Consider the following 17,382-nt stretch of genomic DNA (forward strand, 5'->3'; position numbering starts at 1 on the left):
TGATCAGCAAGTTATTGATGATAAACAAGTCATCAATAAACAAGTCAGCGATAAACAAGCCGATGGCCTCGGAACGGTTTGGCACAGGGGTAAGCAATATCGCAAGGGTTATACAACCGGATCTTGTGCTACCGCTGCCGCTCGGGTCGCTGCGTTGATGATCTTGCGCCAGCAGATTATTCATCAGGTTTCGATTGTCACACCCTCTGGTGTCACATTGGCCTTGAATGTCGAGCAACCCTTGATTGAAGGACAGCAGGCGGTTGCGGCTATCCGTAAAGATGGTGGCGATGATGTGGATGCAACCCATGGAATGCTGATTTTTTCCCGTGTTTCCCTCAATGACAGCGGGGTGATCACACTGGATGGCGGCGAAGGTATTGGCAGGGTAACGCGAGTGGGGGTCGGTTTGTCTATTGGTTGGGCTGCTATCAATAAAACCCCACGGCATACCATTGAGGAAACGGTGCGGGAGGTGATTGGCCCGCATCGTGGGGCTGATATTGTCATTTTTGCACCAGAAGGCGAGGAACGAGCGAAGAAAACCTATAACGACAGATTGGGGATTAAAGGCGGGATTTCGATTATCGGCACGACAGGCATTGTAACGCCAATGTCGGAAGAGAGCTGGAAACGTTCTCTGGCGCTTGAATTAGAGGCCAAACGTGCCAGCGGGTTGGATCGCGTTATTTTTGTGCCGGGCAATCATGGTGAACGTTTTGTCAGTCAACAGTTGGGCATTGATGCGAACTGTGTTGTCACGATGAGCAATTTCGTCGGTTATATGTTGCAAGAAGCGGTGCGTTTGGAATTCCGTCATGTAGTGCTGGTAGGGCATGTCGGCAAGTTGGTGAAAATCGCCGCCGGTATTTTTCATACCCACAGTCATATTGCCGATGGTCGCATGGAAACGTTGATCGCCAATCTGGCCTTGATGGGAGCACCTTTTGAACTGATTCAGGCGGTGGATCAATGTGATACCACCGAAGCCGCCATTGAATTGATAGCTGAACAGGGTTGGCAGGGGGTATACCAACAAATTGCCCAGAAAATCTGTTGGCGTATCGACCAGATGTTGCGCTTTGCCAGTGGTAAACCACAATGTGACGCCATTCTGTTCTCCTTTGATAACCAAGTATTGGGCTGCAATCGGCCTGTGGACGAGATTGTGAAGGATTTTGGGGAGGATTGCCGATGATCACCGTTGTTGGTATTGGCCCCGGAGCCGCTGCAAACCAAACGTTGGCTGCGCTGGATGCTATCAGACAGGCAGAAATGTTAGTGGGTGGAAAACGTCATCTTGCCGGGTTTCCCCATTTCAGTGGTGAAACCCGCTGTTTGAATGCGGATATGGATGGATTGATGCAGTGGCTCGAACAGAATCAGCATCGGCAGATTGTTGTGCTGGCTTCGGGTGATCCTCTCTTTTATGGCATTGGCAAGCGAATTACCGAGCACTTCTCTGGGCAGAGTGCTGGCAGACAAAACTCCTACAGACAAAACATTCGCATTATCTCTGGCATCAGTTCGATCCAATATCTGTGTGCCCGTATTTTGCTGGATATGAACGACATTTACCTCACCAGCAGCCACGGGCGCAAACCGGATTTTGACTGGCTGTTGCAACACGAAAAAATCGCCATGGTAACGGATGACGTCATTGGCCCTTACCAGATTGCGCAAGAAATTCTGGCGCGAGGGCAGCAGCGCCGCATGGTGATTGGTGAAAATTTATCTCAGGAACATGAGCAAATTATTTGTCTGAATGCAGAACAGGTCATTCAACGCGGTGACATTGATTATGGCCTGAATGTAGTCGTTATCTTGAATGCTTGAACGGTGGTAATCGAATGAAAGATGAACTGTTTTTGCGTGGTCATCGCATCCCAATGACCAAAGAAGTGGTTAGAGTGCTGGCATTGGAACGGTTGGAGCTGGAAAAAGCCAGCCGCTTTATTGATGTTGGGGCGGGTACTGGCAGCGTCAGTATTGAAGCGGCATTACGCTATCCCACATTGGATATCCTCGCCATTGAACGCAAAGAGGAAGCGTTGCTACTGCTTACGGAGAATGTTCGGCATTTTGGCTGCTATAGCATTCGCATCCAGTCTGGAGTTGCTCCCGTGCTATTGGACAACACCGCAGATGCCATTTTCATTGGCGGAACTGGTGGGAATCTGACGGAAATTATTGATTGGGCGCTGGTACACCTGAATTCAGGCGGGCGTTTGGTGATGACTTTTATCTTGCTGGAAAACTTCACACAAGCATTGTCGCATCTGAAATCCTGTCAGGTAGCTGCGCTGGATGGGCAGGAAATTCAGGTGGGAAAACTGACGGCATTAGGCCAAGGGCATTATTTCAAACCCAACAATCCCACTTATTTGCTGTCCTGCCAGAAAGATTCTGAACAAGAAGAACTTTGGCAAGAGAGGCATTGGCAAGAGGAGCAGGATAATGTCTGAACACGTTAATTCTAAACAGATTGATTTTGAACAGGTTGATTCTGAACAAATTGATAAAGCCAGTTTTGATACTGCAAAAGTCTGGTTTGTTGGTGCAGGTCCGGGGGATAAGAGCCTGATTACCTTGAAAGGTTATCAATTGTTGCAGCAGGCTCAAGTGGTGATTTATGCCGGTTCGCTGATTAATCGGGAGTTGCTGACGTATTGCCGCGCAGATACCGAATGCCATGACAGTGCAAGGCTGACGTTATCGGAAATCACGGCATTGATGGTGAATGGTGTAAAAGCGGGCAAGTTGGTGGTTCGCCTGCAAACGGGGGATTTATCGCTGTTTGGCTCCATTCGTGAACAGGCTGAAGAGCTGGCAAATCATGACATTGGTTTTGTCTCTGTGCCGGGAGTGAGTTCGTTTCTTGGCGCTGCTGCGCAGTTGGGGGTGGAGTACACCGTGCCCGAAGTTGCACAAAGTTTGATTATCACCCGCATGGAAGGCCGGACGCCAATGCCGCCACGGGAAACGTTGGAAGCCTTTGCCGCCCACCAGACTTCAATGGCGATTTTCCTTTCGGTACAGAACATTTCGCAGGTTGTTGCGCGGTTGATTCAGGGAGGATATGAGCCGCAAACACCTGTTGCCGTGGTTTACAAGGCAACATGGCCGGATTGCCAGATTGTGCGGGGGACATTGGAGACGATTGCTGAACAGGTACGCAGTGCTGGAATTCGTAAAACTGCCTTGATTCTGGTGGGGGCGTTTCTTGGGGAAGAGTATCACTACTCGAAATTGTACGATGCGAGGTTCAGCCATGAATACCGTAGCGCCTAGCACATTTACTTTTGCCAGAACTGCTGTTGGCAGAACTAGAACTACAGCTAAAAAAGCCATTTTAAATAAATCGGCCTTGAATAAATCAGCTCTGAATATACCGGCCCTGAATATACCAATAGTGAATAAAGAATATGCTTTATTTTGTCTGACAGAAGGAGGCATAGCGCTGGCTCGTCGCTTGCAATCCCACTTGGCGATGGATTGCTTCACTTCTCCTGAATTGCTGGAGAGTGAATTTTTGGATGCGGACAGCGGATTCATGGCTTTTGAAGATGGCTTTGCCAGTACGGTACGCAAGGCATTCATTCAATACGGCGCGTTGATCATGATTGGTGCGACGGGGATTGCCATTCGGGTTATTGCTCCTCTGCTCAAGGACAAAATGACCGATCCGGCGGTTGTGGTGCTGGATGAAAAAGGACAGTTTGCCATCAGCCTACTGTCAGGGCATATGGGAGGCGCGAATAAGCTGGCACAACAGATCGCCGATATTCTTGATGGTCAGGCGGTGATCACTACTGCGACAGATGTTAACCAAGTTGCAGCACTGGATCTGTTATCACAACAAATTGACGGAGAAATGGAGAATTTCCGTGCCAGTGTCAAAACCGTCAATCAAATGCTGGTCAATGGTAAGCGAGTGGGAATTTGGTGGCATCCCTCCTTGCGTTGCGAAAAAGATCGCTACGACACGCGCGGGTTCATTCCCGTTGATGCTCTGGATGATCGGCCTGAGCTGGATGCTCTGGTATACGTCAGTTATGAACGGATCAATCTGGCATTGGCAATTCCCACTTTTAAATTAATTCCTCGCCGTATTGTTGCAGGAATTGGTTGCCGGCGCGGAGTGGAAGCCGAGCGGCTCGCTGAATTATTGGATCGCCATCTGATGGAATACGGTCTTGAGCCTTTGGCGCTAAAAGCCGTTGGCAGTATCGAATTGAAAAAAGCCGAACCAGCGTTAATCCAATTGGCAGAAAAACGCCGAATTCCATTTCAAATCTTCTCTGTTAATCAGCTTGCCCAGTGTGAACAAGCATTTCCGGCCTCTGAATTTGTCCGAAAAACAGTGGGCATAGGCTGTGTCTCCCAACCTGTGGCTTGGCTGATGAGTCAAGGGCACTTGGTTGGACATACCCTGCGTGAGCAGGGCATCACCATCACATTAGGAGTATTGCATCCATGTTAACTGTCATTGGAATTGGCCCCGGCAGCGAAGCCATGATGACGCAGGAAGCGATTGCAGCATTGAAAGCGGCTGACATCGTAGTGGGTTACAAAACTTATACCCATTTGGTGAAACCGCTGGTAGGCGATAAAGAAATTATCAAAACCGGCATGTGCAAAGAAATTGAACGCTGTCAGATAGCCATCGAGCTGGCAGAGCAGGGCAAAAATGTGGCGGTGGTTTGTAGCGGCGATGCGGGCATTTATGGCATGGCTGGCTTGATTTTGGAATTGGTCAGCCAGCAAAAGCGCAATGTGGAAGTTCGGCTGGTGGCAGGTGTCACGGCAAGTACGGCTTGCGCTACCTTGCTTGGTGCGCCTTTGATGCATGATTTTTGTCATATCAGCCTGAGTGATTTACTCACCCCGTGGGAGGTGATTGAAAAACGGGTACAGGCTGCGGCGGAAGCTGATTTTGTGGTCTGTTTCTACAATCCTCGTAGCCGTGGGCGGGAAGAACATTTGGCACGGGCATTTTCTCTGATGGCTCCGTGGAAATCGGCGGAAACCCCCGTGGGGGTGGTGAAAGCGGCGGGGCGCAAACATGAGGATAAATGGCTGACGACTTTTGCGGCAATGGATTTTTCCCGTGTTGATATGCGCAGTCTGGTGATTGTGGGCAATCAGTCAACCTACATACGTGATGGGCTGATGATCACGCCGAGAGGGTACAAGCTATGAAACGGCCACTGATCCAAATTTTTGGTGGCACAAGCGATGCCCGCCAAATTTGCGTAATGATGGATATTGCCGGCATAGATTATTGCTTGTCAGTGGCTACCCCAACGGGAGCACAGCAGGCAATGGGTATTCGCGGTGAAATTGTCATTGGCAGGATGGAGGCCGAAGGCATGATCGAATACCTGCAAAATCAGGGGGTGAGAATGGTAATTGATGCGTCTCATCCTTATGCCGAACGCTTGAGTCAAAACATTGTCAGCGCTTGCCAAACATTGGGAGTGCCTCTCATTCGTTATCTCCGTCCCAGTGATATTGATGCCGTTGAACATCCCCTCATCCATAAAGTAGCAACCATTGAACAGGCGTGTGAAGTAGCAGCCAATTTGGGGACACGCATTTTGCTGACGACTGGCAGTAAGCAATTGGCTGATTATGTCACCTACCTGAAAGGAAAAACCGTGCTGGCTCGTGTATTGCCGACAACGGAAGTGTTGGCGATGTGTGAATCCTGTGGTTTGTCAGTCGATCAGATTTTTGCCCTGAAAGGCCCATTCAGTGCCGATTTCAATCGGGCATTTTACCAATTTTGTCAGGCGGAGGTCGTGATTACCAAAGAATCAGGTGAACAGGGCGGTTTCAAGGAAAAAATCGAGCCATGCCTTTCTCTCAGTTTGCCCTGCATCGTACTTTGTCGTCCAAGGGAGCAATTTGAAGGTGAGGGGATCACGCAAGTCGATGGGTTGGAAGCAGTGGCACAGTTATTGGCGAATGTTTGAAGGCCAGCAGGCCAATAAATAGACCAATAAGGAAGAGCGAAATGAAAAAAGCATTATTGGTGATAAGTTTCGGCACCAGCTATCCCGAAACACGCAAGAACAATATTGAAGCTTGTGAGCAGCAATTGGCATCAGTTTTTCCGGACAGGGAACTATTTCGGGCATTTACCTCTGGCATGATCATTCGAAAATTGCGTCAGCGTGATGATATTCACATTGATACTCCCCATGATGCGCTGACCAGATTGCAGCACGCGGGTTATAACGATGTCGCTGTTCAATGCCTGCATATCATTAATGGCGATGAGTATGAAAAGGTGCTGCGTGAAGTTGAGAAATTCCGCCCCCGCTTTAAACGATTGGTGTTGGGCGCCCCGTTACTCAGCGACTTTAATGACTACCTGCAATTGATGCGGGCGCTGCGCCACCAGCTTCCCCGGCTGGCGGAGAGTGAATGTGTCGTCTTTATGGGACACGGTACAACACACCCTGCTTTTTCTGCCTATGCCTGTCTGGATCACCTGATGAGTCACTACCATTTTCCGGCGCGGGTAGGAGCGGTTGAAAGCTATCCTGAACTTCCCCTGATCATCAAGGGATTAAAAGAGCAGAAGATCCGCAAAGTTTATCTGATGCCATTGATGTTAGTAGCTGGCGATCATGCCACCAATGATATGGCCTCAAATGAAGAAGATTCTTGGAAATCACAGTTGGAGAAGGCGGGAATTGTCGCAATCCCCTGGTTACAGGGATTGGGGGAAAACCCGATGATTCGGCAGATGTTTGTCGACCACCTTGCTTACGCGCTGAATGATGAGGAGAAAGCCGAATGAACGGAAAAGCAAAAACAGGAAAACTGTATGTCATGGGTGTTGGCCCCGGAGCCAGTGACCTGATTACTGTACGGGCTGCGCGTATTCTTTCTGGGCTTGATGTGGTCTATACCCCAACGGGGAAAAAAGGTGCCCAAAGCCTCGCCCACTCCATTATTGAAGAATATCTTTCACCGAAAACCGAAGTCTGTACTTACCATTTTTTAATGAAAGCCGGTATGGCAGCAAAAAAAGCGGTATGGGATGAAGTGGCACAAACCCTGAAAGAGGACGTTATCAGCGGCAGAAAAGTTGGTTTTATCACGTTGGGCGATCCCATGCTGTTCAGCACGTGGGTATTTCTTTTGGAACGGATGGTATCGAAACAAATGAACCCTCCTTCATGGTTGGAAATTGTGCCGGGAATCACCTCATTTTCTGCTATTTCCGCCGTCAGCATGATGCCACTGGCAATGGAAAACCAAACCTTGGCGGTTATTTCCTGTACCGCTTCTGAAGCCGTCTTAGAGCAAGCATTGCTCAATCACGACTGTATTGTCCTGATGAAAGTTTATTCGCGTTTTCCCCTGATACGTGACCTGTTGCATCGACACAATCTATTGGAACATGCACTAATGATGGCAGATGCCACTTTACCGACAGAGCAATGTTGGCGCGATCTTACTATTCCATTGCTTAAAAAAGATATTCCATTGCTTAAAAAAGATATTCCACTGCTTAAAAAAGAGATGCCACTCCTTGGAGAAGATATGCAATCCCTCAACGAAAAAGGCCGGGAGCAGGAATTATCGTATTTTTCCACGATTTTGATTAATAAAAACTGGCAATTATTGAGGTGAGTTATGCAGCAGAAACTGACGAAATAAAAAGGATCATTATTTCCAGTCACGACATAAATTTGATCTATCAAAAACAAGCAACCACGAAATAAGGGAGAATACACAATGACATTATCGCTGATGGTTCAGGGGACGGCGTCTGATGTAGGCAAAAGTGTGCTGGTAGCGGGGTTTTGTCGAATATTTTCGCAGGACGGTTATCGTTGTACTCCCTTTAAATCCCAGAATATGGCGCTTAATTCAGGGATTACCGCAGATGGTAAAGAGATGGGGCGAGCACAGATATTTCAGGCGGAAGCGGCGGGAATTGCGCCGGATGTGCGCATGAATCCTGTATTGTTGAAACCCACCAGCGATCGCAAGGCACAAGTGATTTTTATGGGGAAAGTGATGTGCAGCATGAATGCGGTGGAATATCACGAATATAAGCCCCAATTGCTGCAACAGATTTTGATGGCATATAACGGGTTGGCAGCAGAAACGGATATCATGGTATTAGAAGGAGCGGGCAGTCCGGCTGAGATCAATCTGCGTGATCGCGATATCGTCAATATGGGTATGGCCGAATTGGTGGATACGCCCGTAATTCTGGTGGCAGATATTGATCGTGGTGGTGTGTTCGCAGCCATCTACGGTACATTGGCTTTGCTTAAACCTGAGGAAAAAGCCCGGATCAAGGGCGTTATCATCAATAAATTTCGCGGTGATATATCTTTATTGCAATCCGGTATCGATCAGATCGAAGCTCTGACACAAGTACCGATATTGGGAGTTTTGCCGTGGCTGGATCTTGATCTGGAAGATGAAGATAGCGTCGCCTTGCAGGTGGGCAAATATGATCGGCGGAAACAAAAAACAGAAGATTGCCTGAATATTGCTGTCATCCAATACCCTCATATCGCCAATTTCACCGACTTCAATGTACTGGCGGCTCAACCGGATGTGCATCTGCGTTATGTCTCTGAACCTTCTGAACTTCAAGGCGTTGATCTGATTATTCTTCCCGGCAGCAAGAATACTTTGGGAGATTTGGCATGGTTGAAAGCTCAAGGTATTGATCAGGCCATTATCAAAGCCTGTCAGGAAAGCGTACCGATTATCGGGATCTGTGGTGGCTATCAAATGTTGGGCAAGCAGATTGTGGATGAAGTGGAATCCGGCTTAACTCAAATGACAGGCTTGGGGTTATTGGATACTGAAACAGAATTTGCCAGTGAAAAGCAGACTGCACAAGTTAGAGGTATCGTGATGCCTGCGTTATCAGGCATGTTGAAATTATGCAGTGAACAACCGATCGCAGGTTATGAGATTCACATGGGAACCACGCAGCTTGGTAAGCAAGCAGCGCCTTTTGCCAAAATGCATTTGCATAATGGCGAGGAAAAAATCTGGTTTGATGGTGCTGTTGCGCAGGATGGCTTGGTGATGGGAAGCTACTTGCATGGTTTGTTTGATCAAAACGCGTTCACTCGCCCACTATTAAATCAATTGCATATAAGAAAAGGCTGCGTTCCACTGGAAAATGTTGCCTTTAATTACGTCCAGCACAAAGAAAAACAGTTCAATATATTGGCTGCTAGTATGCGCGAGCATCTGGATATCCCACGGATTTATCAATTAATGAATGAACATAAATAATGATTTATCGCAAATTTACAAGAGGAAATTCAGATAAAATAGGGCATTATGTAGAGTCATTCTATGAAATGAAATTTTGCATGATGGAGTCATGCCATGATTTTAGTGACAGGCGGTGCCCGCAGTGGCAAGAGCAGCTACGCTGAACGCCTGCTTGCTGAACAGTGCGAGCAGGTATTGTATATCGCTACAGCGCAGGTCACGGATGAAGAAATGGCGGCTCGTATTGAGCAGCATAAACAGGCGCGTCCGGCACATTGGCGAACTTGGGAAGGCCATCAAGATTTAGGCTTGGTTATCCGCCAGCATCGCCAACCTCAAGAGGGCGTTATACTAGAATGTGTTACCACATTGATTGCCAATTTACTGTTTGACTTATCGGGTGGTATACCACCTGAGGAACTTGATTTTGCATTATTGGAAGTGCTTATCCATCATCAGCTTGATGATTTTATTGATGCCAGCTTGATGTGCCCGATGCCCGTGTATTTGGTGACTAATGAGTTGGGAATGGGCATCACACCTGAAAATCGTCTGGCACGCCATTTTGTTGATATTGCCGGGCGCGCGAATCAAAAATTGGCACGGGCTGCTAAGGAAGTCTGGTTGATGGTGTCAGGCATTGGAGTGAAGGTTAAATGAAGCTGAATATTTTTTGGGCAATGCTACAGTTTATGACACGGCTTCCGATTCCCGAAAAATGGGCGGAAGGTGTCGATTTTCGCCAATATTGGCGTGGTGTTCCCTATTTCCCTGTGATCGGGTTGATTCTTGGTGGTTTGGCTGGTCTGGTATCACTTTCTATCAGTCAGTCGGGTGGAGGAATGTATATCGGCGCGATTGGTTATGTGTTGGCTTTGGCTTTTTTGACGGGAGGATTACATTTAGATGGGCTGGCTGACACTTGTGATGGGCTTTTTTCTGCCCGCCAGCGCGAAAAAATGCTGGAGATCATGTGTGATAGCCGACTCGGGACTTACGGCGGTGTCGGGTTAATTTTCTGTATTGTTCTCAAAATATTAGCTGTCGTTGAATTATCTTATCATCCCCCTTTTTACTTGCTTGCTTTGCTGACGTGTGCCCCGATTGTTGGACGTACAGCCGTGGTGCTTTTAATGTATGCGCAACCTTATGCCCGTGAAAGCGAGGGCATGGGAAGCAGTTATATTGGCCGAATTACTCCCTCTGCAACTGCGCTGACTTTATTGGGTGGGGCTGTATTGGTGATGATATTAGGAAACTGGAAAGCCTTATTGGCAATGATGGTGTCATTGCTTGTGGTTTATGGGCTTGCACTCTATTTCAATTATCGTCTCGGTGGACAAACGGGCGATACACTGGGGGCTTCTATTGAAGTGGGAGAAGTTATTTTTTTATTGGCAATGATTTGGCAATAAACAAAATCAATCTGGAGAGAATAATCAGATGCGATTGTTTCTCGTTCGACATGGACAGACACAAGCCAATATTGATGGTGTCTTTTGTGGCAAAACCGATTTGCCTTTAACTGAAATTGGGATGCAGCAGGGGCAGCAGGTCGCTGTGGCGCTGAAAAATATAACCTTCCAATCTATCCACTGTAGTGAAATGCAGCGAGCGCAACAAACAGCACAAATCATTTCTCAATCAGGCATATCCGGTAAATCAAACATAAAAAGCGATCACCGTCTCAATGAGTTGGATTTTGGGGACTGGGAACTGCGTCATCACGAAAACATTGCGAACGAGGAACCACAGGCTTGGTCACGTTGGTTGTCAGATTGGCAAAATGGTTGCCCAACCGGAGGAGAGCCATTCCGACATTTTTCAACGCGGGTGGGGGAATACACCGAAGAGTTACGTTCTGCTACTGCTTTGGCTAATCGGTTAATAGTTGCTCATCAGGGAGTTTTAGGTGTGATGATTGCCAAATTACTTAAGCTACCGATAACTGCCATGTGGTCTTTTCCCTTCCAGCAGGGGGCTTACAGTATCGTCGATAATCATGCGGAATTTATCACTTTGCGGGTATTCAATGCTCGGACAGAATGCTGGCTGGATGAATAAACATGACATTACAATCGTTGATTGATGCTATTCGGCCCTTGAATCAGGAAAATATGGAAAAAGCGTCACGACACATTGACAACTTGCTCAAGCCATTGGGGAGCTTGGGCCGTCTTGAAGAATTGGCAATACATTTGTCTGGCATGCCAGGTATTTCAAGTCTGCAAAACCTGCAAAAAGAGATCATTGTCATGTGTGCTGATCATGGTGTGTATGACGAAGGCGTGGCTATTTCACCTAAAAATGCTACGGCCATACAGGCACGTAATATGTTGAAAGGGCTAACAGGTGTTTGTGTGCTGGCGAAAAACAGTGGTACGTATGTTTTACCTGTGGATATTGGCATTGATTGTGAGCCTATTGAACAAATGTTGTCCCTTAAACTTGCACGAGGTAGCGGCAATATTGTCCAAGGTGCCGCAATGGATTATGAACAAGCGGAAATGTTGTTGCTGGCAAGCGCACAGTTGGTAAAACAGCGTATTGCGGCAGGAATAACTATATTTGGTATTGGGGAGATGGGGATTGCCAATACAACTTCGGCTGCTGCGGTTATCAGTGTCCTGACCGGAAGCGATCCCTGTGATGTAGTTGGATTAGGCGCTAATTTCCCCATTGAGCGGCTGACGCATAAACAATCCATTGTACGACAGGCTATTGCCATCAATCAGCCGGATAACAAAAATGCGATTGATGTGTTGGCAAAAGTGGGCGGGTTTGAGCTTGTAGGCATGACTGGCGTGATTCTGGGGGCTGCTGCTTCTGGAATGCCTGTTGTGCTTGACGGTTTCTTGTCTTATGCGTCAGCATTGGCAGCGAGTCAGATATCCCCCGTTGCGCGGGATTATTGCATTCCGTCCCATATGTCGGCTGAAAAAGGTGCGAAGCTGGCGTTACGACATTTGAATTTGCACCCATACTTGAATTTAGGTTTACGTCTTGGGGAAGGTAGCGGGGCGGCGATTGCAATGTCTCTGATTGATGCAGCCTGTACGATGTATTGTCATATGGGAACATTAGTAAATAGCGGGATTTGTTTTCCTGCGTCAAAAAGGCCGTATATAGAACGGCCTTTAAGAATATAAATTAAGCTAAGGGTATAAGCTAAAGATATATTATTAAGACATTATCATTTTCTGATCCAGAATAATTCCTGGCTCCAGAGCAATATAGCCCATCAGAGTCATTTCTCTATAAATTGCGATAACACACTCATAGTACATAATGCGTGCTGTACCAGGATGAGGCAGGTCAGTGATTGTAGACATCCAGCAACAGTCTTTCATTTGCTGCATCTCTATGTTTAATGGATTTACCATATTAACGACAGGCATGAATGTCATAAAGTTTTTCATGACATGCTTACCCATCATATGAGTGGTGTCATTATTCATTAAACTCATATCCATTGGCATCGCTTTTACTAAAGCACAAGAATATAAGGTATTAATATTTAATGTTGTTATATTCCAACGAACAGTATCACCGATATCAGCCTTAATCATCATGTTCAGTTCATTATCTACTGAAACAAGCATGTCATCTTCAGGCAATATGCGAATATATTTATGATATATAGATGAAGGATGAAGTGCGGAAGGCTTATTTATATCCTTGCTAAGTTTACCATAATCATTCATAATTTCTTCAGCTTTTACTGCCACTAACATATCAATAGTTCTCATTGTAGTACCCTCATTAGTTAACGTTATTAGCATATTTTTATACGCGACCAACATAACACTGGGCCCAACACTTCATCTTATAAGCTGCTTACGGACTATATAATAACAAAGAAATATAAAAGCCAAACCATAAAAAGAATCCAATAAAAAAATAAATTTATCATGATAAAGGTTTTTTAAATTGTATTTAAAATGTATTGCTTGTCAATCATATTTATTAAAATTATTTCAAGGTATTTTTTTAATTTTATTATAGTTAATATGATACGCATAAGTTGTATAAGTTAAATTTACTTTGTAAGTATTTTTGTTTTTATCATTGATTTATTTTCTATTTTTATCTTTGGTGTCTGTGGATTATTATGAATTCAAAAGGATTTTTATGAATAAATAAAATGTGATTACGTTATTTTTAATGTATTAAATGGTGTTGTTTTACGACTGATTGCAATGGTTTTGTTATTCAATATGAATTTGTTTTTTATCTAATGCGTAAATAACATAATGATATTATTTAACTGAAAACATAATTTTTTATTATAATTAAATCCAATGGATTCATAGTCGCAATGCAACCAACAATGCAGCAACTTGAAAAAATTGAGAGATCAGGAAGATTACAGTGAGGGGTAGATAAGTTAATTTTTATTTTATGTGCGAAATTAAATCCTCATAAAGTAAATTGTTTTTGTCTGTTTTTAAATAGAGTTGAGGTGTTACAAAATGATGTGTTTTACGTAAGTAATTCAGTGGTATTTTTGGTATTTCAATGGGGTTGCCATCAAAAGGAACTTTTTGTCGGCTATTTTTATCAATAACGCTAATGTTCCAACGAATAATATCATCGATATTTATTCAGAATTCAGGTTGAATAATGTTTATCTGACACTAAAAAATATCCTTTACAAAAATAGCAATCATAGTGATATTTCAATGAAAATAACTGTGTGTTTTTTTGTAAATATAATTTTATTGAAAATAATTGCAAAAAATATGATAGTTCCAAACGATACCAAATTTGCAATCATTACTTTGGTTTAGTCTGATTATTAATATTGGAGCACTTGTAATTTTCATTACTCCTTACCTTATATACAAGGAACAAACGCCATGAGTAAACCGAGTTTTACTGTCCCAAAAATAGATAATTATCACCGTAACATTGCGCGATCTAATGATTACTTACAGGGTATAGTTGCACGATACGATCATTTTATCTCCGATGGTAAGATGGATATGGTTGGCAGAGTATTTCATAGCATTCCTAGCAAGAATGTTTCAGTCAGCTACAGTCCTACCAGCTCCGATAGCAAGTATACACGTGAAGTTTTGCATTTGGGTTCCTACAATTATTCTGGGCTCAATGGTCATCAACAGATCATCGAATCCAGCATCGATGCAATTCATCGCTATGGAACCACATCCAGCGGAGTGCGCCTTCTCAATGGTACTAGTGATCTACATCTTGAAATGGAGCAACGGCTGGCTAAGTTCCTTGGCGTGGAAGAAGTCATTACTTTCAGTTCTGGATTTTGCGCTAATCTCGCCGCCCTCTCCACTCTATGCCGTGAAGGTGACATCGTTTTCAGTGACACTCTCAACCATCAATCTATCGTTGATGGTCTGAAACTGAGCGACGCAAAGGTTCAAGTTTACAGGCATGTTTCTCTGAAAAGCCTCGAAAATAAGCTTCGCCAAACTTCATTTCAAGCACGCAAATTTATTATCACCGATGGCGTTTTCAGTATGGATGGCGATCTGGCACCATTGCCCGGTATTGTCGAGCTAGCACAAAGATACAATGCTTTCGTAATTGTTGATGATGCCCATGGAACTGGACATGTTGGCCCTAACGGTCGGGGAAGCTGTGCGTACTTCGGCGTGACTGATCAGGTTGATGTTATCACTGGTAGCTTGAGCAAGGGCTTGCCGGGCATTGGCGGGTTCATTGGCACAAACAGAGAAACAGGAAAAATCATCCGCATAGCCGCAAATCCTTACATTTATTCCGCTTCACTGCCTCCGGCTGTACTGGCTTCGATCATCAGTGCCATCGACATCCTCGATGTTTCACCTCAGTTGACACTAGAATTACAAAGCAAGGCCAAGTACTTCCGGCAAAAATTACATGATGCGGGATTCGACTTGCTCAATAGCGAAACTGCCATTGTGCCATTGCTTACAGGTGATGAGCATCGTTGTTACGCCATGGCTCGAATGCTTCATGAGAAAGGTATATACGTTAATCCTGTGGCATATCCTGCTGTAAGCAAAACACGTTCACGAATACGGATGAACCTGAGTGCCAACCTAAGCGACGAGGAGTTGGACTATAGCATTCGCACTTTAATCCAAATTGGTCAGCAACTAGCTTTGATATAGCCTTACAAGGGATGTGTAGTCATGAAAATAATCTATAAGTGGACAGAGTGCACCACCTGAATCTTGAATAAAAAATTGAACTCAGTGCCTGTTCGAAGATCAGAACTTTCAACCAAGAAAAAACGATCTCAATAAGGAGCAGGCATGGACAAATTAGTTGAACTTTTCTGTGATATCGACGATTTTTGTCATATTTTTATTCCACAATGAAAATAAATCTGCCTAGAAAATGGATAACACCAGCTTTGCCGCTTCTGTAGAAAAACTCACGGGTTCATTCTTTGACACGTTTTCTCAATTGATCTTTTATAACTTTGCCATTGACATTCCGGGGTATAGTTAAAAAAGTATATCCTTTGGGGCGTTTATACCGCGCTACTACCGTACAAATGTAATTATTTAACTCTTGCTCAGTGATTGATATATTTTCATCGAGTTCAATAAAGGCATGAGGAACTTCTCCCCAATAGGGATCGGGTTTCGCCACGATAGCAGCAGCTAAAACACCAGGATAACTGGATAGGGCATTCTCAAGCTCAAGACTGGAAATATTTTCACCACCGGAAATAATGATATCTTTTTTTCGATCGATGATTTTCATATAGCCATCAGGATCGACAACTGCCAGATCCCCGGTATAAAACCATTGATCGGTGATCTCCGGTGTGACGTGACGTACAGGATCATAAGCTGCCACAATATTACCGCGAATAGCGACCTCACCAATGGTTTTGCCATCAAAAGGAACTTCCTGTTGGTTCTTTCCATCAATAACGCTAACTTGCCCTTGCAAATTGGAGACAATGCCCTGACGCATTCTCCGTAAGGTTTTTTCTGATTTTGGCAGTTCGTTCCATTCGTGCTTGTTTTCACAAACAACTACAGGCCCATAAGTTTCGGTTAAACCATAGACATGTGTCGCATTGATACCAACCTCATCCATCAGTGAAAATTCCATTTCTGTTGGTGGCGCACCAGCAATAAGGCCATAAACGCGGCCACCAAAATGCTTTCCATATTTTTGCGCTATCTTGCCTAAAGAGTAATGAACAATCGGAGCACCACAATAGTGTGTTACGTTATGTTTCTGTATAAGTTGCATTGCTTCCTCTGCATCAAATTTCCTCATACAGATGTGTGTACCCGCCCGTGCCGCAATTGCCCATGGGAAACACCAGCCATTGCAATGAAACATGGGCAGCGTCCATAAAAAGGTGGGATTCTTGGGCATATCCCAATCCAGAATATTGGAAATGGCATTTAAAAATGCACCACGATGGGAATAAACAACCAATTTAGGTTGTCCACTGGTGCCTGAAGTGGAATTGATACTAATAGCTTCTTGTTCGTCAAACTGGATAAAAGATAGTGCTTTTGATGAATATTCGGTTACCAATGATTCATAAGGGATAATTTCATATTCAGTAGGGAGTACAGGAATAGTTAACCTATTGTCATCAATAATAATTATCTTAACTGGATTATTGAAAGAGACATGATTTAATAATGGAAGATGACTTTTATCAATAAATAATATTTTGGGATTTAGTTTCTCAAAGACAAAATTTAATGTAGCTGCATCTGTTCGGGTACTTAAAGCATTAAGGATGCCACCAGACAAAGGAACTGCAAAATGTAACTCCAGTAATTCGTGGGTATTTGGTAGAAGGGTTGAGACGACGCTTCCCTTATCCACCCCCATTTGTTGAAGAGAGATAGCGATCCTTTCACAGCGATTGGCATATTGGTGCCAAGTCCAACGGTGCTTTCCATCAATGACAGCGATATCCTTGCCATTGCTTAATATGGCTCTTTTGAGAAATAAAATTGGTGATAATGCTGTGCCAGTATATTCACTTAAGAATGGATTATCGAGAATCATACTTTCCACCTCATATTATTTTTTGAGAAGTACCATTACTTTCTTGGAAAAATAGTGTGTTATTTAAAAGTAATTTCTGGTAGACGAATAAGCAATTTC

17 protein-coding genes are annotated in these 17,382 nt (G+C 44.6%); 15 read left to right on the forward strand and 2 right to left on the reverse strand.

The features are described 5' to 3' along the window. Positions 1-31 precede the first annotated feature (31 nt). The 14 genes from cbiD to cobT all read left to right on the forward strand — a co-directional run bounded on the left by cbiD (position 32) and on the right by cobT (position 12,419). Positions 32-1,198, forward strand: a complete 1,167-nt coding sequence (gene cbiD / locus PSI23_RS02225; protein WP_273553604.1) for a cobalt-precorrin-5B (C(1))-methyltransferase CbiD — start codon at positions 32-34, stop codon at positions 1,196-1,198. After that, positions 1,195-1,836 (forward strand): cobalt-precorrin-7 (C(5))-methyltransferase, encoded by a 642-nt coding sequence (locus tag PSI23_RS02230; RefSeq protein ID WP_273553534.1) that lies wholly within the window; start codon positions 1,195-1,197, stop codon positions 1,834-1,836. Before cbiD ends, PSI23_RS02230 begins: the two co-directional genes overlap by 4 nt. A gap of 14 nt (positions 1,837-1,850) precedes the next feature. Beyond that, positions 1,851-2,465 (forward strand): decarboxylating cobalt-precorrin-6B (C(15))-methyltransferase, encoded by a 615-nt coding sequence (locus PSI23_RS02235; protein WP_273553535.1) that lies wholly within the window; start codon positions 1,851-1,853, stop codon positions 2,463-2,465. Continuing rightward, on the forward strand, positions 2,458-3,291 hold the full coding sequence (locus PSI23_RS02240) for a cobalt-precorrin-4 methyltransferase (RefSeq protein WP_273553536.1): 834 nt from the start codon (positions 2,458-2,460) through the stop codon (positions 3,289-3,291). The genes PSI23_RS02235 and PSI23_RS02240 overlap by 8 nt, the downstream gene beginning before the upstream one ends. A gap of 106 nt (positions 3,292-3,397) precedes the next feature. After that, positions 3,398-4,483: a cobalt-precorrin 5A hydrolase gene (gene cbiG, locus PSI23_RS02245; RefSeq protein ID WP_273553605.1), complete on the forward strand. Its 1,086-nt coding sequence runs from the start codon at positions 3,398-3,400 to the stop codon at positions 4,481-4,483. After that, positions 4,477-5,202 carry a precorrin-3B C(17)-methyltransferase gene (locus PSI23_RS02250; protein WP_273553537.1) on the forward strand — a complete coding sequence of 242 codons (726 nt, stop codon included), beginning with the start codon at positions 4,477-4,479 and terminating at the stop codon, positions 5,200-5,202. Before cbiG ends, PSI23_RS02250 begins: the two co-directional genes overlap by 7 nt. Continuing rightward, on the forward strand, positions 5,199-5,978 hold the full coding sequence (locus PSI23_RS02255) for a cobalt-precorrin-6A reductase (RefSeq protein WP_273553538.1): 780 nt from the start codon (positions 5,199-5,201) through the stop codon (positions 5,976-5,978). The genes PSI23_RS02250 and PSI23_RS02255 overlap by 4 nt, the downstream gene beginning before the upstream one ends. 41 nt (positions 5,979-6,019) lie before the next feature. Beyond that, the gene (cbiK, locus tag PSI23_RS02260; protein ID WP_273553539.1) at positions 6,020-6,811 is read left to right on the forward strand and encodes a sirohydrochlorin cobaltochelatase; all 792 of its coding nucleotides are present in this window, start codon (positions 6,020-6,022) and stop codon (positions 6,809-6,811) included. Further along, complete coding sequence (locus PSI23_RS02265) at positions 6,808-7,650, forward strand: cobalt-factor II C(20)-methyltransferase (protein ID WP_273553540.1); 843 nt, start codon at positions 6,808-6,810, stop codon at positions 7,648-7,650. The genes cbiK and PSI23_RS02265 overlap by 4 nt, the downstream gene beginning before the upstream one ends. A 105-nt stretch (positions 7,651-7,755) precedes the next feature. Continuing rightward, on the forward strand, positions 7,756-9,288 hold the full coding sequence (locus PSI23_RS02270) for a cobyric acid synthase (protein ID WP_273553541.1): 1,533 nt from the start codon (positions 7,756-7,758) through the stop codon (positions 9,286-9,288). A 96-nt stretch (positions 9,289-9,384) separates the two neighbouring features. Beyond that, positions 9,385-9,930 carry a bifunctional adenosylcobinamide kinase/adenosylcobinamide-phosphate guanylyltransferase gene (gene cobU / locus PSI23_RS02275; protein ID WP_273553542.1) on the forward strand — a complete coding sequence of 182 codons (546 nt, stop codon included), beginning with the start codon at positions 9,385-9,387 and terminating at the stop codon, positions 9,928-9,930. Beyond that, positions 9,927-10,685 carry an adenosylcobinamide-GDP ribazoletransferase gene (cobS, locus tag PSI23_RS02280; protein ID WP_273553543.1) on the forward strand — a complete coding sequence of 253 codons (759 nt, stop codon included), beginning with the start codon at positions 9,927-9,929 and terminating at the stop codon, positions 10,683-10,685. The genes cobU and cobS overlap by 4 nt, the downstream gene beginning before the upstream one ends. 28 nt (positions 10,686-10,713) lie before the next feature. Then, a complete protein-coding gene (locus tag PSI23_RS02285) occupies positions 10,714-11,334 on the forward strand; it encodes an adenosylcobalamin/alpha-ribazole phosphatase (RefSeq protein ID WP_273553544.1) in 621 nt (206 codons plus the stop codon). A 2-nt stretch (positions 11,335-11,336) separates the two neighbouring features. Further along, positions 11,337-12,419, forward strand: a complete 1,083-nt coding sequence (gene cobT / locus PSI23_RS02290; protein WP_273553545.1) for a nicotinate-nucleotide--dimethylbenzimidazole phosphoribosyltransferase — start codon at positions 11,337-11,339, stop codon at positions 12,417-12,419. A 33-nt stretch (positions 12,420-12,452) separates the two neighbouring features. Here cobT and PSI23_RS02295 read toward each other — a convergent pair whose 3' ends face one another. After that, positions 12,453-13,019 carry an AidA/PixA family protein gene (locus PSI23_RS02295; protein ID WP_273553546.1) on the reverse strand — a complete coding sequence of 189 codons (567 nt, stop codon included), beginning with the start codon at positions 13,017-13,019 and terminating at the stop codon, positions 12,453-12,455. Between the two features lie 1,110 nt (positions 13,020-14,129). Here PSI23_RS02295 and PSI23_RS02300 point away from each other — a divergent pair. Further along, positions 14,130-15,401: an aminotransferase class I/II-fold pyridoxal phosphate-dependent enzyme gene (locus PSI23_RS02300; protein WP_273553547.1), complete on the forward strand. Its 1,272-nt coding sequence runs from the start codon at positions 14,130-14,132 to the stop codon at positions 15,399-15,401. Positions 15,402-15,675: 274 nt separating this feature from the next. Here PSI23_RS02300 and PSI23_RS02305 read toward each other — a convergent pair whose 3' ends face one another. Next, the gene (locus PSI23_RS02305) at positions 15,676-17,283 is read right to left on the reverse strand and encodes an AMP-binding protein (RefSeq protein WP_273553548.1); all 1,608 of its coding nucleotides are present in this window, start codon (positions 17,281-17,283) and stop codon (positions 15,676-15,678) included. Positions 17,284-17,382 lie beyond the last annotated feature (99 nt).

The sequence above is a fragment of the Xenorhabdus yunnanensis genome (assembly GCF_028598805.1).
GTDB lineage: Bacteria > Pseudomonadota > Gammaproteobacteria > Enterobacterales > Enterobacteriaceae > Xenorhabdus > Xenorhabdus yunnanensis.